Genomic DNA, 13,549 nt, shown 5'->3' with positions numbered 1-13,549 from the left:
TCGAACGAGGGAGCAGCATTGTAGTCGAGTTTGCGGCCCTGGAGCATCGTGTAAAGTTTGCTTGACACGGCCCGTTTGTCGTCCTACGATGTCAAGCATACTTTACTAACTCGTGAGTGTCATCATGCATGAGCAGCGTGTCGCAAAGGCTTACCTGAAGGAGCTGGGAGCATCACTCCTGTTATATACGGTGCTGCTGGTGGCCGCGATCCGCCTGGGCCGGCCGATGGACGAAGGCTTGCCGCGCACCCTGGTGCTGCTCTCGCCGATGCTCGGTTTCGGCCTGGCCCTGTGGGCCATCGCGCGCCACTTCGCGCGGGTCGACGAATACATCCGCCGCTTCCTGCTGGAATCGGTCGCCCTGGCCGCCGCGATCACGGCGGGCCTGAGCTTCACCTACGGTTTCCTCGAGACCGCCGGCTTCCCGCGCCTGTCGATGTTCAGCGTCTGGTGCGTGCTGTGCGGCGCGACGGTGCTGGTGTGCGCGCTGCGCCGCCTGCTGAACCGCGCTGTGGACCAATGAGGAACCGCATCCGCGAACTGCGTGCCGAGCGCGGCTGGAGCCAGGCCGACCTGGCGCAGCAGCTCGACGTCTCGCGCCAGAGCGTGAACGCGATCGAGACCGGGCGCTACGATCCCAGCCTGCCGCTGGCCTTCGCCATCGCCCGCCTGTTCGGCCTCCCCGTCGAGGCCATCTTTTCACCCGACCCGGAGACCGCATGAAAGCTTCGATCCTGTTCGCCATGGCACTGGCCACGGCACTTCCCTTGGCGGCTTCGGCCCAGGGCGCCGCGCCTTCCGTCAACCGCTTCGCCGTGGCCATCGCGCCGGCCGAGCGCTTCGAGATCAAGGGCATGCTGGTCGAACGCCACGGCAGGGGTGGCCGTCCCCTGGTCCTGATTCCCGGCCTGGCCAGCGGCCCCTGGGTGTGGCAGGACATCATCCGCCGCTTCGGCGGCGAGCACACGCTGTACGTGGTCACCCTGCCCGGCTTCGACGGCCGTCCGGCTCCTGGCGGCGCGCCCTTCGAGGGCGCACGGGAGGCCTTGCGCGAGCTGGTCGGCAGCCGGCGCCTCGACCAGCCGGTGCTGATCGGCCACAGCATGGGCGGCGCGCTGGCCTTCGCGGTGGCGGCCGACCTGGGCGCCAGGGTCGGCGGCGTGGTTTCGCTCGACGGCTTGCCGGTCTTCCCCGGCACCGAGGGCCTGGACCCGGCCCAGCGGCCGCAGATGGCCGCCGGCATGCAGGCCAGGATGGCGGCGGCGGCGCCCGGCGCCTACGCCGAGCAGCAGCGGCAGTATATGCGCGGCCAGGGCGTACTCGACATGGGCAAGGCCGACGACCTGACCCCGCTCCTGCTGCGCAGCGACCGCGCCGCCGTCGGCGCCTACATGGCCGACCTGCTGGCCCTGGACCTGCGCCCGAGCCTGGCGAAGATCAGCGCGCCGGTGCTGGTGCTGGTGCCCTATTTCGAACCGGACGCCAGCCAGGACCAGCTCACCGCCGCCGCCAAGGTGGAGCACTACCGCAGCCTGCTGCCCGGCCTGCCGTCCGCCGAGCTGCTGCCGGTTGCACCGGCCCGCCACTTTCTGATGATCGACCAGCCCGACGCGCTGGCCGATGCCCTCATCCGTTTCCTCAACCGCCGTTCATAAAGGATCCACCATGCGACCGTTCTCTTATTGGGCCGGCCAGTATCTCCTGGCTTCCAGCACCATGTTCCTCCTGCTTGCCCTGGTCGACTGGCTGCGCGGCGACAGCCTTGCCGACACCTGGCCCGCGACGCTCGGCTGGTCCTGCGCGGCGGCGGCGATCTTCGTCGCCTCGCGCTACCGCCAGGCCCGGCGCGGCGCCGCCTGCGCCCTGTGCGAGGACGGCGAGCCGGCCGCCAAGCCGCGGCGCTGAACGGACCACACTCCTCCCGCGTCAATACACGGACTGCCCCGGCGCGCCATACTGCGCCCCGGGCATGCATATGCCTTTGTAATATCTGCAAGATTCTGCTTGACAATAAAGACAGCAGGAATATTCTTGTACCCGCCAGTGCAGACGATGCGCCCCCGCTCGACGAGGGGCCACGATTTGCGGCAGTCCGTTAAAACATCTTGGAGGATGTGTATGTCGGTAATGAACAGGTCAGCAATGACCCGTAGGGCAATGCTGGGCGCAATCGCGACCAGTCCGCTCTGGATGCAGTCCGCATGGGCGCAGCCGGGCAATCTCAAGATCTCCCATCAATTCCCGGGCGGCAGCATCGCCCAGGGCGACTTCCGTGACCGGCTGTGCCGCATGTTCGCGGCCGAGGTCGAGAAGCGCACCCGAGGCGGTTTGAAATTCTCGATCTATCCCGAATCCAGCCTGATGGGCGCCAACGCCCAGTTCGGGGCGCTCAAGGGCGGCTCCCTGGACATGGCCCTGGTGCCGCTGTCCTACGCCGGGGCCGAGGCGCCGGAGGCCAACATCGGTCTGATGCCGGCCCTGGTGACCTCGTATGAGCAGGGTTACGCGTGGAAGGACGCCCCGGTGGGGCGCGAGCTGTCGCGCATCCTGGCCGAACAGGGCCTGGTGATCGTGAGCTGGATCTGGCAGGCTGGCGGCGTCGCGTCGCGCGGCGCGCCGATCGTCGAACCCGAGGACGCGCGCGGCCTCAAGGTGCGCGGCGGCTCGCGCGAGATGGACCAGCTGCTGCGCGACGCGGGTGCGACCGTGGTCGAGCTGCCGTCCAACGAGATCCAGGCGGCGCTGCGCAGCGGTAGCCTGGACGCGGCGCTGACCTCGTCGACCTCGCTGATCTCCTTCCGCCTGCACGAGTCGGCCAAGTCGCTGACCACGGCGCGCGGCGGTTCCTACTGGTTCATGTTCGAACCGCTGATGATGTCGCGCACGGTGTTCGACCGCCTGCCGAAGCAGCAGCAAGCCGCGATCATGGCGGTGGGCGCGGACATGGAAAAGTTCGCGCTGCGCGCCGCGCGCGCCGACGACGCGGCGGTGGCGGCGGTATATCGCCGCGCCGGCGCCCGGGTAATCGACATGAACACGGATTCCCTGCGCAAGTGGCAGGCCGTGGCGCGCACCACGGCGTGGAAGGAGTTTTCGGAACGCAGCGAGAACTGCGCCAAGCTGATGGCGCTGGCGGAGCAGTCGATCGCCGTGCTGTAAATCGTGGGGCCGGCGGGCCATGCCGCCGGCCCCACCCATTCATCCGCCCGTGACTGGCGGGAAGAAAGCCACCTCGGCGCCCTCTTCGACTTTCGTTTCTGGCCCACACATCACCTGGTTATAGGCCATGCGCACCGGCCGCTCCGGCGCCAGCGCCTCGGCCCATGCGCCGCCGCGCGCGGCCAGCAGGCCGCGCACCGCGCCGACCGTCCCGGCGTCCGCAGGCAGCTCGACCGCTTCCTGTCCCATGCCCACCGCCTCGCGCACCGAGGCGAAATACCGCAGATTGATCTTCATGCCGCTCCTAATGCTGTAGTTCCGCGAAGGGAAGAAAGCGCACCAGGTCGCCCACCGCGATCGCATTACCCGGAGGGTTGTCCACCAGCCCGTCGCCCCACACGGTCGAGGTCAGCACGCCCGAGCCCTGGTTCGGGAACAAATCCAGTCCGCCCGCTGAATTGATGCGCACGCGCAGGAATTCGTTGCGCCGGTCCGCCTTGGTCCAGCTGAAGTCCGCGCGCATCATGTAGCCGCAAGGCTCCACCGGCCCCGTCACGCCCTGCAGGCGCAGCAGGAAGGGCCGCACGAACAGCAGGAAGGTCACGAAGCTCGATACCGGATTGCCCGGCAGGCCGAGGAAGAAAGCAGCGCCAGTGGCGCTGCTTTCGCGAGAGCCAGTGGCGCTGCTTTCGCGAGAGCCAGTGGCGCTGCTTTCGCCGGCGCCCACCTCGCCGAAGGCCAGCGGCTTGCCGGGCTTGATCGCGATCTGCCACATGGCCAGGCGGCCTTCGGCGTCCACCGCCGGCTTGATGTGGTCTTCCTCGCCGACCGACACGCCGCCCGAGGTGATGATCAGGTCGTGTTCGCGCGCCGCTTCGCGCAGGGTGGCGCGCGTGGCCTCGAGCGAATCGGGCACGATGCCGAAGTCGCGGACCACGCAGCCGAAATTCTCCAGCAGGCCGCGCAAGGTGAAGCGGTTCGAATTGTAGATGGCGCCCGGAGCCAGCGGCTCGCCGGGCATGGCCAGTTCGTCGCCGGTGAAGAACACCGCCACCCGCAGGCGGCGGCGCACCGGCAACGACGCCAGGCCCACCGAGGCGGCCAGTCCCAGTTCCTGCCCGCGCAGGCGGGTACCGGCCGCCAGGATGGTCGAGCCGGCCACGATGTCCTCGCCGGTACGGCGGATCCATTCGCCTTCGCGTGGTGCATGGCGCACGGTGACGCTGTCGCCGACCACCTCGCATTGCTCCTGCATCACCACCGCATCGGCGCCGGGCGGAATCAATGCGCCGGTGAAGATGCGGGCCGCGGTGCCGGCCTCCAGGGGCTGGCCCACGCTGCCCGCCGGGATCCGCTGGCTGACGCGCAAGGTCGCGCTACCGCTTGCGCAATCGGCCGCGCGGACGGCGTAGCCATCCATTTGCGTGTTGTCGGCCGACGGTACGTCGAGGGTCGAAGCCACGGCGTCGGCCAGCACGCGGCCGTTGGCCTCCAGGGTGGCCACGGTCTCGACGCCCTCGACCGGACGCGCGGCGTCGAGCAGGAAGTCGAGCGCCTCGCGGCGCGACAGCATGGGCGGCTTTTGTCCCGGTGCGTTCATCACAGTCCCGTATGCTCGGCGATGTAGGCCTTCATGCGGTCGACCTCGGCCGGCATCACGACGAAGCGTTGCGGCAGTGCCTCGATGTTCTCGAAGCCGCTTGGGCGCTCGGCGTCCTTGCCCAAGGCTTCGACGATGGTCTCGTTGAACTTGGCCGCCAGCGCGGTCTCCAGCACGATCATCGGCACGCCCGGCTGCATGTGCTCGCGCGCCACCTTGACGCCGTCGGCGGTGTGGGTGTCGATCACGATGCCGTAGGCCTGGGCCACGTCGCGGATGGTCGCCAGGCGGTCGGCGTGGGTCGAGCGACCGGACTGGAAGCCATACTTCCCGACCAGCTTGAACTCGTCGCCGTCGCTGCCCGGCGCGCCGGACAGGTCGAAGCCGCCGTGGGTCTCGACCTTGCGGAACAGGTCGTGGGTGCGCTGGGCGTCGCGCCCCACCAGCTCGTAGACGAAGCGCTCGAAGTTCGAGGCCTTCGAGATGTCCATCGACGGACTGCTGGTGTGGAAGGTCTCGGACGACTTGCGCACGCGGTAGACGCCGGTACGGAAGAATTCGTCGAGCACGTCGTTCTCGTTGGTGGCGGCGACCAGCCTGTCGATCGGCAGCCCCATCATGCGGGCGATGTGCCCGGCGCAGATGTTGCCGAAGTTCCCGGACGGGACCGTGAAGGACACCTTCTGCTCGTTACTGGTGGTGGCCGCCAGGTAGCCGCGGAAGTAGTACACCACCTGGGCCACGACGCGCGCCCAGTTGATCGAATTGACGGTGCCGATCTTGTGGCGGGCCTTGAACGACAGGTCGTTCGAGACCGCCTTGACCAGGTCCTGGCAGTCGTCGAACACGCCTTCGACGGCGATGTTGAAGATGTTCGGGTCCTGCAGGCTGAACATCTGCGCGGTCTGGAAGGCGCTCATCTTCTTGTGCGGCGAGAGCATGAACACGCGCACGCCGCGCTTGCCGCGCATCGCGTACTCGGCGGCGCTGCCGGTGTCGCCCGAGGTGGCGCCGAAGATGTTCAGTTCGTCGTTGTTCTTGGCCAGCGCATACTCGAACAGGTTGCCGAGCAACTGCATCGCCATGTCCTTGAACGCGAGCGTCGGGCCGTTCGACAGCGCCTGCAGCACCAGGGTGCCGCGCTCGCCCTGTTCCAGTACGCGCAGCGGCGTGATCTCGGCGGCGGATTCACCGGCGCGGGCGTTGCGGTAGACCTCGGCGGTGTAGGTGCGCGCAGTCAGGGCCTTCAGGTCGGCGTCCGGGATGTCGGTCGCAAACTTGCGCAGGATTTCACAGGCCAGCTCGGCGTAGCCCAGCTTGCGCCAGGCGTCGAGTTCGGCGCCGCTGACCTGCGGGTACGCGCTCGGCAGGTAGAGGCCGCCGTCAGGGGCCAGGCCGCCAAGCAGGATGTCGGAAAACAGCTGGGGATTGCGTGCTGCGGACGCGCTCGTCGCGCGGGTGGACACATAATGCATACAGTAGAAAATCCGGTTGGGGGCTCACGTTGGAACTTTATTATAGTGTGAGGCGGCGGAAATGTATGCTGTGCTGCAAAAAAGTGGGGGTGGGTGAATAAAATTCTGGTTTGCGAGGGGCGCGATGTCGGGCTAAAGGACGCTTATTTGCTGCGCTGCGGACTTGGGTTCCCGCCTTCGCGGGGATGACGGGCATCGGGTGCGAGCCGCAGGCTCGATAACGGCCCGCCGCTTCCGAACGTCATCCCCGCGAAGGCGGGGACCCAAGTTTGCTCGATCAGCCTTCAGCCCCTCAGCAAGCCGCGTGATTCACGGTAACGACGTGCACTGCCAACCCGCCCAGCGAGGTCTCCTTGTACTTCACCTGCATGTCCGCCCCCGTCTGCCGCATCGTCTCGATGACGTTGTCCAGGCTGACGAAATGGGTGCCGTCGCCCTTCATGGCCAGCGAGGCCGCGGTAATCGCCTTGATCGCGCCCATGCCGTTGCGCTCGATGCAGGGAATCTGCACCAGGCCGCCGATCGGGTCGCAGGTCATGCCCAGGTGGTGCTCGATGCCGATCTCGGCCGCGTTCTCGATGCGCTCGTTGGAGCCGCCAAGGGCCGCCACCAGGCCGGCCGCCGCCATGGCGCAGGCCACGCCGACTTCGCCCTGGCAGCCGATTTCGGCGCCGGAGATCGAGGCGTTCTTCTTGCACAGCATGCCGATCGCGGCCGAGGTCAGCAGGAAATCGCGGATGCCGCGCGCCGGATCGCTCGGGCGGCAGTCTTCGGCGTAGTAGCGCAGCACCGCCGGGATGATGCCAGCCGCGCCGTTGGTCGGCGCTGTCACCACGCGCCCGCCGGCCGCGTTCTCTTCGTTCACCGCCATCGCGTACAGGGTCACGTGGTGGGTGGCGTCGTGCGGCAGCTCGTTGACGCGCTTGCCCTCGGTGCAGTGGGCCTGCTTCCACAGGCTGGCGGCGCGGCGCTTGACGTTCAGGCCGCCCGGGAGCTGGCCTTCGGTCACCAGTCCGTGGGCGATGCAGTCGCGCATCACCTGCCAGATGCGGTCCAGGCCCGCGTCCAGATCGGCCTCGCTCATGCGCGCCAGCTCGTTCGCGCGCAGCATGTGCGGGATGCTCAAGCCGTGCTGCCGGCCGTGTGCCAGCAGGTCGGCCATGGTGCTGAAGGGGAAAGGCACGCTGGCCGCCGGCGCTTCCGCGGCGCGCGCCTGGCTCTCGCCGGCCGCGGTGATGAAGCCGCCGCCCACCGAGTAATAAATGCGTTCGATGACGCTGCCGTCCGCCAGCTTGAGCACGAACTTCATGCCGTTCGGGTGCTCGGGCAGGGTCGAGGCCTTGTGCCAGACCAGGCCGGTGGCGTAGCGGAACGGGACTTCCTTCGTGCCCAGCAGCTTGATGACGCCGTCCAGCTCGGCCTCGGCCAGCTTGTCCTCGACCGTGTCTGGATCGATGTCCTGCGGAGTTTCCCCCATCAGGCCCAGGATCACCGCCTTGTCGGTCGCGTGGCCGACACCGGTCAGCGCCAGCGAACCGTAGAGGTGGGCTTCGACACCCACTGCCTCGTCCAGCGCACCGCATTCCAGCAGGAAGCGGCGCCCGGCCACCATCGGGCCCACCGTGTGGGAGCTCGACGGTCCGATACCGATCTTGAACAGATCAAATACGCTCATGTCCATCTGTTGTCTCGACTATTCAGTTTTTTATAATTGTGGTGAAAGTGACGCTCAGGCGCTCACGCCGACGTCGATGTTCTTCAGCATGTCGGCGACCATTTCCTCGACGCCGATGCGGGCCTTCCAGCCCCAGTCGCGCTGAGCGCGGCTGTCGTCCAGGCTCTTCGGCCAGGAGTCGGCGATCTGCTGGCGGCTGTCCGGCTTGTAGGCGATCTCGAACTCCGGCAGCGCCTTCTTGATGGCCGCCGACAGCTCGCGCGGGTTGAAGGACACGCCCGCCACGTTGTACGAGGAGCGGATCGCCACTTTCTCGGGCGCGGCGTCCATCAGTTCGATGGTGGCGCGGATCGCGTCCGGCATGTAGATCATCGGCAGCGTGGTTTCGGGGCCCAGGAAGCACTCGTAGGTCTCGCCCTTGAGCGCCGAGTGGAAGATCGCGATCGCGTAGTCGGTGGTGCCCCCGCCCGGAGGCGACTTGAAGCTGATGATGCCCGGGTAGCGGATGCTGCGCACATCCACGCCGTACTTGCTGTGGTAGTACTCGCACAGGCGCTCGCCGGCCAGCTTGCTGATGCCGTAGATCGTGGTCGGGTCCATCACCGTGTACTGGGCGGTGTTCTCGGCCGGGGTGTTCGGGCCGAAGGCCGCGATCGACGAGGGCCAGAAGATCTTCAGCGGCTTGCCCGCTTCGCCGCGTTCGCGCGCGACCTCGAGGATGTTCAGCAGGCCGTCCATGTTCAGGGTCCATGCCTTCAGCGGCGCCTTTTCGCCCGTGGCCGACAGTAGCGCCGCCAGCTGGTAGACCTGGGTGATGCCTTCGCTGTCGATCAGCTGCGCCAGGCGCTCCTTGTCCAGCACGTCGAGCTGGGTGTAGCGCGCCGCGCCGTACACGTTGTTCGCGCCGATGTCCGAGGCGATCACATTGGTCTGGCCGTGCTGCTCCGCCAGGGCGGTGACGAGTTCACTGCCGATCTGGCCGTTGGCGCCGATGATGAGGATGCGTTCCATGTAGTTTCCGATCTCTTGCTGAATGGTTTGTCGCTTAGTGCTTGATGATGCCCAGCTCGCGGCCGGCCTGCTCGAAGGCGGCCAGCACCTTGTCGAGCTGCTCGCGGGTGTGCGCGGCCGACAGCTGGACGCGCACACGCGCCTGGCCCATCGGCACCACCGGGTAGAAGAAGCCCGACAGCAGCACGCCCAGTTCGAACATCCGGGCGGCGAATTTCTGCGCCACCGGCGCGTCGAACAGCATCACCGGCACCACCGGGTGGGTGCCCGGCTTGATGGTAAAGCCGATGCGCTCGATCTCCTTGCGGAAGTAGGCGGTGTTCTCGTGCAGGCGATCGCGCAGCTCGGTCGACTTGCTGATGCGGTCCAGCACGGCCAGCGAGGCGCCGGCGATCATCGGCGCCAGGGTGTTCGAGAACAGGTAGGGACGCGACTTCTGGCGCAGGGTCTCGATCACCTCCTTGCGGCCCGAGGTGAAGCCGCCCATCGCCCCGCCCAGGGCCTTGCCCAGGGTGCCGGTGATGATGTCGATCTTGCCGATCACGCCGCAGTGCTCGTGAGTGCCGCGGCCGGTCTTGCCCATGAAGCCCGAGGCGTGCGATTCGTCGATCATGGTCAGGGCGCCGTATTTCTCGGCCAGCTCGACGATCTTGTCCAGCTGGGCGATGGTGCCGTCCATCGAGAACACGCCGTCGGTGACGATGATCTTGTGGCGCTTCCCCGCCTCGGTCGCGGCGACCAGCTGCTTTTCCAGGTCGGCCATGTCGTTGTTGGCGTAGCGGTAGCGCACCGCCTTGCACAGGCGCACGCCGTCGATGATCGAGGCGTGGTTCAGGGCGTCGGAGATGATCGCGTCGTTCTCGTCGAACAGCGGCTCGAACACGCCGCCGTTGGCGTCGAAGGCGGCCGCGTAGAGGATGGTGTCTTCGGTGCCGAGGAAGGCCGAGAGCTTCTGCTCGAGTTCCTTGTGCACGGTCTGGGTGCCGCAGATGAAGCGCACCGAGGACAGGCCGTAGCCGTATTTCTCCAGCGCGGCGGCGGCGGCCTTCTGGGTTTCCACGTCGCCCGACAGGCCGAGGTAGTTATTCGCGCACATGTTGATCAGGGTGCGGCCGTCCTGGGCGATGACTTCGGCGCCCTGGCGCGACGCCAGCACCCGCTCCGGCTTGAACAGGCCCTCGGTCTTCAGCGTATCGAGTTTTTGCTGGAGGGTGCTGTAAAAGGCTTGATCGCTCATGTGCTGCTCTCCTGGTTGTCCGGCTTGACCGGTTGTTGGCGGATGTTGTACCGTTGACTCGTTCGATTCAGAAAACGTGGTTCTTTATGTCGAACGAAAATTCAATATATTGAATCTTACCCCCGGCCAATGAACTTGGCAAGCTACAGCTCGAAGTAAAACTCTCATAGGCAATGAATAAAAGTCTAGCAAACAACGCTCCGCCTGAAGTTGGCGCCACGCTACAGCGCCTGCGCCTCGCGCGCGGCCTCACCCTGGAGGATTTGTCGCGCATCGCAGGCGTGTCCAAGTCGATGCTGTCGCAGATCGAGCGCGAGAAAGCCAATCCGACGATCGCCATCACCTGGCGCCTGGCGAACGCCCTGGGCGTGCAGATTGGCGAATTGCTATCGTCCGAGGTGCGCTCGACGGAGCTGATCCGGGTGGTGGACGCCCACGAAATCCCCACCCTGCCCGGCGCGCATGCGGGCTATTCGCTGCGCATCCTGGGCCCGATGGACCTGGCCGGCAAGTATGAATGGTATGAGCTGACCCTGGCGCCCGGTGGGGCGCTGGCCTCGCAGGCGCATGATCCGGGGACCAACGAGCACCTCAGCGTGGTGATCGGGTCGGTGGAGCTGGAGGTGGGTGGCGAGAAGAAGAAGATCCGCCACGGGGGCACGGCGCGGTATCCGGCGGACCAGGATCATGTGATCCGGAATGCGGGGAAGACCGAGGCGAAGGCTTTATTGGTCGTCGTACACCGGTAGGGTCGGCGGGTTTCCCGCCGACGCGGTGATACGGGCCCCTGGTAGACCGTGGCGGTTTCGGCGTTCGTTGGACGCGTCGGCGGCGAAGCCGCCAACCCTACGAGAAAGTAAAAACGGCTGCCGGATCGCTTCGGCAGCCGCTTCTATTTCGGCAAGTGGTTTAGATTAGTGCGAACCGCCCACCGCCTTTGGCGCCTCGCCCATCTTCAGCTCGCGCGACAGGAAGCCCCAGCGGTCGGCCACTTCCTCGATCTGCTTGGCGGTCGGCTTGCCCGCGCCGTGGCCCGCCTTGGTGTCGATGCGGATCAGGATCGGGGCGGCGCCCGCCTGCGCGGCCTGGGCCGTGGCGGCGTACTTGAAGCTGTGCGCCGGCACGACGCGATCGTCATGGTCGGCCGTGGTCACCATGGTGGCCGGGTAGCAGGTACCGGCCTTCAGGTTGTGCAGCGGCGAGTACTTGACCAGGGCCTTGAACTCGTCCGGGTTCTCCGACGAGCCGTAGTCCGAGGTCCAGGCCCAGCCGATGGTGAACTTGTGGAAGCGCAGCATGTCCATCACGCCCACCGCCGGAATCGCCGCGCCGAACAGTTCCGGCCGCTGGGTCATGGCCGCGCCTACCAGCAGGCCGCCGTTGGAGCCGCCGCCGATCGCCAGCTTGGCGGGCGAAGTCACCTTGTTCGCCACCAGCCATTCGGCCGCGCCGATGAAGTCGTCGAACACGTTCTGCTTCTGCAGCTTGGTGCCGGCCTGGTGCCAGGCTTCGCCGTATTCGCCGCCGCCGCGCAGGTTGGCCACCACGTAGACGCCGCCCATTTCCATCCAGGCCAGGTTGGCCGGCGAGAAGGCCGGGGTCAGCGAGATGTTGAAGCCGCCGTAGCCGTACAGGTAGGTCGGGTTCGAGCCGTCCATCTTGAGGCCCTTCTTCGACACGATGAACATCGGCACCTTGGTGCCGTCGCGGCTGGTGTAGAACTGCTGGCGGGTTTCGTAGTCGGCCGGATTGAAGGCGACCTTCGGCTGGCGGAACACGCTGCTCTTGCCGTCCTTGAGGTTCAGGCGGTAGATCGTGGTCGGGGTGGTGTAGCCGGTGAAGGAGAAGAAGGTCTCGGTATCGCCCTTCTTGCCCGATAGGCCGCCTACCGAGCCGATGCCCGGCAGTGCGATCTCGCGCACGGCCTTGCCCTTCAGGTCGACCACGCGCACGACGCTGCGCGCATCCTTCAGGTATTCGAGCACCAGCTGCTGGTTGATGATGTCGGCGCCCACCAGGGTGTCGGCGGATTCGGCGACGACCTCTTTCCAGTTGCTTTCCGCCGGCTTGCTGACGTCGATGGCGACGATGCGCTTGCGCGGCGCGTTGCGGTCGGTGCTGAAGTAGAACACGCTGCCGACGCTGTCGATGAAGTCGTAGCCGGCGTCGAAGTTGTCGATCAGGTCAACGACCTTGCTGTCGGGTTTGGACAGGTCCTTGTAGGAGATGCGGTATTTCGGCGCCGTGCCCTTGGTGGTGGTGATCACCAGGTAGCGGCCATCGTCGGTGGTCTGGCCGCCGAAGCCCCATTCCTTCTGGTCGGGGCGGTCGTAGACCAGGGTGTCCGCGCTCTGCGGGGTGCCGATGCGGTGGAAGTAGAGCTTCTGGAAGTAGTTCACGTCGGCCAGCTTGGTGGCTTCCTTCGGCTCGTCGTAGCGGCTGTAGAAGAAGCCCTTGCCGTCCTTGGTCCAGGCGGTGTTCGAGAACTTGACCCACTTGACGTGGTCATCGAGGTCCCTGCCGGTCTCGATGTCGCGAACCTTGATCTCGTTCCAGTCGGAGCCGGAAGCCGCGATGCTGTACGCCAGCAGCTTGCCGTCCGGGCTCACTTCGGCGCCCGCCAGCGCGACGGTGCCGTCCGCGGCCAGGGTGTTCGGGTCGAGCAGCACGCGCGGGGTGTCGCCCAGCTTCTTGAGGGTGTACAGCACCGACTGGTTCTGCAGGCCGTCGTTGCGGGTGTAGAAGTAGCGGCCGCCTTCCTGCTCCGGCACGCTGTAGCGCTCGTAGTTCCACAACTGGGTCAGGCGCTGGCGGATCGCCTCGCGCTGCGGGATCTGCGCCAGGTAGGCCTGGGTCACCTTGTTCTGGGCCTCGACCCAGGACTTGGTCTCGGCGCTGTTCGCGTCCTCGAGCCAGCGGTAGGGATCGGCGACCGTGGTGCCGTGGTAGTTGTCGAGCTGGTCGGTCTTCCTGGAGTCCGGGTAGGTCAAGGAAGGGCCGGTGGCGGCGCAGGATGCTGCAGGCGCGGTCTGCGCGAGTGCAGCTTGCGCGCCGAACGCGGTGGCCAGCATGGCGGCGAGCGTAGCGTGTCTCAGTTGCATATTCTTCTCTGTCGGAGGTGAGCGGGGATGGCTTATGCCGAGGGGCATCATAGCGCGAAACGCCGGGCATGGATACCGCCGGGCTGCCCCGGCCACGCTCGCTATGCGGCGTCCATACGCCGCGCAGCGAGTCCCTGCGCGCGTCCCTGGGCCAGTCCCCTGGCGACACCGTGCGCGCGGCCATGCGCGACCCCATGCCCGCCCCCACACGCATGCTCCGGCGCGCCCGCCGGCTCGTCCTGGTCCGCCGCGTCGCGTCCGCCGTCGCGCTCCGCCAGCCAGCGCGCGGCC

At 66.8% G+C, this 13,549-nt stretch carries 14 protein-coding genes; 6 read left to right on the top strand and 8 right to left on the bottom strand.

The features are described 5' to 3' along the window. Positions 1–124 precede the first annotated feature (124 nt). The 5 genes from KBW98_RS00070 to dctP all read left to right on the top strand — a co-directional run bounded on the left by KBW98_RS00070 (position 125) and on the right by dctP (position 3,159). Entirely contained in the window at positions 125–523 is a 399-nt protein-coding gene (locus KBW98_RS00070; protein WP_211518039.1) for a hypothetical protein, read from the top strand. Beyond that, entirely contained in the window at positions 520–723 is a 204-nt protein-coding gene (locus KBW98_RS00065; RefSeq protein WP_211518038.1) for a helix-turn-helix transcriptional regulator, read from the top strand. The genes KBW98_RS00070 and KBW98_RS00065 overlap by 4 nt, the downstream gene beginning before the upstream one ends. Continuing rightward, complete coding sequence (locus tag KBW98_RS00060; RefSeq protein WP_211518037.1) at positions 720–1,655, top strand: alpha/beta fold hydrolase; 936 nt, start codon at positions 720–722, stop codon at positions 1,653–1,655. The genes KBW98_RS00065 and KBW98_RS00060 overlap by 4 nt, the downstream gene beginning before the upstream one ends. 10 nt (positions 1,656–1,665) lie before the next feature. After that, positions 1,666–1,905 carry a hypothetical protein gene (locus KBW98_RS00055; RefSeq protein ID WP_211518036.1) on the top strand — a complete coding sequence of 80 codons (240 nt, stop codon included), beginning with the start codon at positions 1,666–1,668 and terminating at the stop codon, positions 1,903–1,905. Between the two features lie 237 nt (positions 1,906–2,142). Then, a complete protein-coding gene (dctP, locus tag KBW98_RS00050) occupies positions 2,143–3,159 on the top strand; it encodes a TRAP transporter substrate-binding protein DctP (RefSeq protein WP_229428885.1) in 1,017 nt (338 codons plus the stop codon). A 39-nt stretch (positions 3,160–3,198) separates the two neighbouring features. Here the strand turns inward: dctP and moaD are convergent, their stop codons facing one another. The 6 genes from moaD to KBW98_RS00020 all read right to left on the bottom strand — a co-directional run bounded on the left by moaD (position 3,199) and on the right by KBW98_RS00020 (position 10,157). Next, on the bottom strand, positions 3,199–3,456 hold the full coding sequence (moaD, locus tag KBW98_RS00045; RefSeq protein ID WP_211518034.1) for a molybdopterin converting factor subunit 1: 258 nt from the start codon (positions 3,454–3,456) through the stop codon (positions 3,199–3,201). Between the two features lie 7 nt (positions 3,457–3,463). After that, on the bottom strand, positions 3,464–4,759 hold the full coding sequence (glp, locus tag KBW98_RS00040; RefSeq protein ID WP_229428884.1) for a gephyrin-like molybdotransferase Glp: 1,296 nt from the start codon (positions 4,757–4,759) through the stop codon (positions 3,464–3,466). Continuing rightward, a complete protein-coding gene (gene thrC / locus KBW98_RS00035) occupies positions 4,759–6,234 on the bottom strand; it encodes a threonine synthase (protein ID WP_211518033.1) in 1,476 nt (491 codons plus the stop codon). Before thrC ends, glp begins: the two co-directional genes overlap by 1 nt. Before the next feature lie 292 nt (positions 6,235–6,526). Further along, positions 6,527–7,915, bottom strand: a complete 1,389-nt coding sequence (locus tag KBW98_RS00030; protein WP_211518032.1) for an L-serine ammonia-lyase — start codon at positions 7,913–7,915, stop codon at positions 6,527–6,529. A 48-nt stretch (positions 7,916–7,963) separates the two neighbouring features. Further along, the gene (locus KBW98_RS00025; protein ID WP_211518031.1) at positions 7,964–8,920 is read right to left on the bottom strand and encodes an NAD-dependent epimerase/dehydratase family protein; all 957 of its coding nucleotides are present in this window, start codon (positions 8,918–8,920) and stop codon (positions 7,964–7,966) included. Between the two features lie 34 nt (positions 8,921–8,954). Then, positions 8,955–10,157 carry a glycine C-acetyltransferase gene (locus tag KBW98_RS00020; protein WP_211518030.1) on the bottom strand — a complete coding sequence of 401 codons (1,203 nt, stop codon included), beginning with the start codon at positions 10,155–10,157 and terminating at the stop codon, positions 8,955–8,957. Positions 10,158–10,330: 173 nt separating this feature from the next. On the opposite strand from KBW98_RS00020, the gene KBW98_RS00015 reads away from it, so the two are divergent. Continuing rightward, on the top strand, positions 10,331–10,906 hold the full coding sequence (locus tag KBW98_RS00015) for a helix-turn-helix domain-containing protein (RefSeq protein WP_211518029.1): 576 nt from the start codon (positions 10,331–10,333) through the stop codon (positions 10,904–10,906). 165 nt (positions 10,907–11,071) lie between these two features. Here KBW98_RS00015 and KBW98_RS00010 read toward each other — a convergent pair whose 3' ends face one another. Beyond that, positions 11,072–13,258 carry a prolyl oligopeptidase family protein gene (locus KBW98_RS00010; RefSeq protein ID WP_211518028.1) on the bottom strand — a complete coding sequence of 729 codons (2,187 nt, stop codon included), beginning with the start codon at positions 13,256–13,258 and terminating at the stop codon, positions 11,072–11,074. A gap of 101 nt (positions 13,259–13,359) precedes the next feature. Beyond that, positions 13,360–13,549: hypothetical protein (locus KBW98_RS00005; RefSeq protein ID WP_211518027.1), on the bottom strand; the 190-nt coding region annotated here is incomplete at its 5' end.

This window comes from Massilia sp. ST3 (assembly GCF_018119405.1).
Classification (GTDB): Bacteria; Pseudomonadota; Gammaproteobacteria; order Burkholderiales; family Burkholderiaceae_D; genus Telluria.
Note: the sequence above shows the minus strand (reverse complement) of the source record. Positions and strands in the feature narration are given on the sequence as shown.

Bases quoted from the DNA above. Each gene is read 5' to 3' on its own strand.
- KBW98_RS00070 (WP_211518039.1), top strand. From the start codon at position 125: ATGCATGAGCAGCGTGTCGCAAAGGCTTACCTGAAGGAGCTGGGAGCA.
- KBW98_RS00065 (WP_211518038.1), top strand. From the start codon at position 520: ATGAGGAACCGCATCCGCGAACTGCGTGCCGAGCGCGGCTGGAGCCAG.
- KBW98_RS00060 (WP_211518037.1), top strand. From the start codon at position 720: ATGAAAGCTTCGATCCTGTTCGCCATGGCACTGGCCACGGCACTTCCC.
- KBW98_RS00055 (WP_211518036.1), top strand. From the start codon at position 1,666: ATGCGACCGTTCTCTTATTGGGCCGGCCAGTATCTCCTGGCTTCCAGC.
- dctP (WP_229428885.1), top strand. From the start codon at position 2,143: ATGACCCGTAGGGCAATGCTGGGCGCAATCGCGACCAGTCCGCTCTGG.
- moaD (WP_211518034.1), bottom strand. From the start codon at position 3,456: ATGAAGATCAATCTGCGGTATTTCGCCTCGGTGCGCGAGGCGGTGGGC.
- glp (WP_229428884.1), bottom strand. From the start codon at position 4,759: ATGAACGCACCGGGACAAAAGCCGCCCATGCTGTCGCGCCGCGAGGCG.
- thrC (WP_211518033.1), bottom strand. From the start codon at position 6,234: ATGCATTATGTGTCCACCCGCGCGACGAGCGCGTCCGCAGCACGCAAT.
- KBW98_RS00030 (WP_211518032.1), bottom strand. From the start codon at position 7,915: ATGGACATGAGCGTATTTGATCTGTTCAAGATCGGTATCGGACCGTCG.
- KBW98_RS00025 (WP_211518031.1), bottom strand. From the start codon at position 8,920: ATGGAACGCATCCTCATCATCGGCGCCAACGGCCAGATCGGCAGTGAA.
- KBW98_RS00020 (WP_211518030.1), bottom strand. From the start codon at position 10,157: ATGAGCGATCAAGCCTTTTACAGCACCCTCCAGCAAAAACTCGATACG.
- KBW98_RS00015 (WP_211518029.1), top strand. From the start codon at position 10,331: ATGAATAAAAGTCTAGCAAACAACGCTCCGCCTGAAGTTGGCGCCACG.
- KBW98_RS00010 (WP_211518028.1), bottom strand. From the start codon at position 13,258: ATGCAACTGAGACACGCTACGCTCGCCGCCATGCTGGCCACCGCGTTC.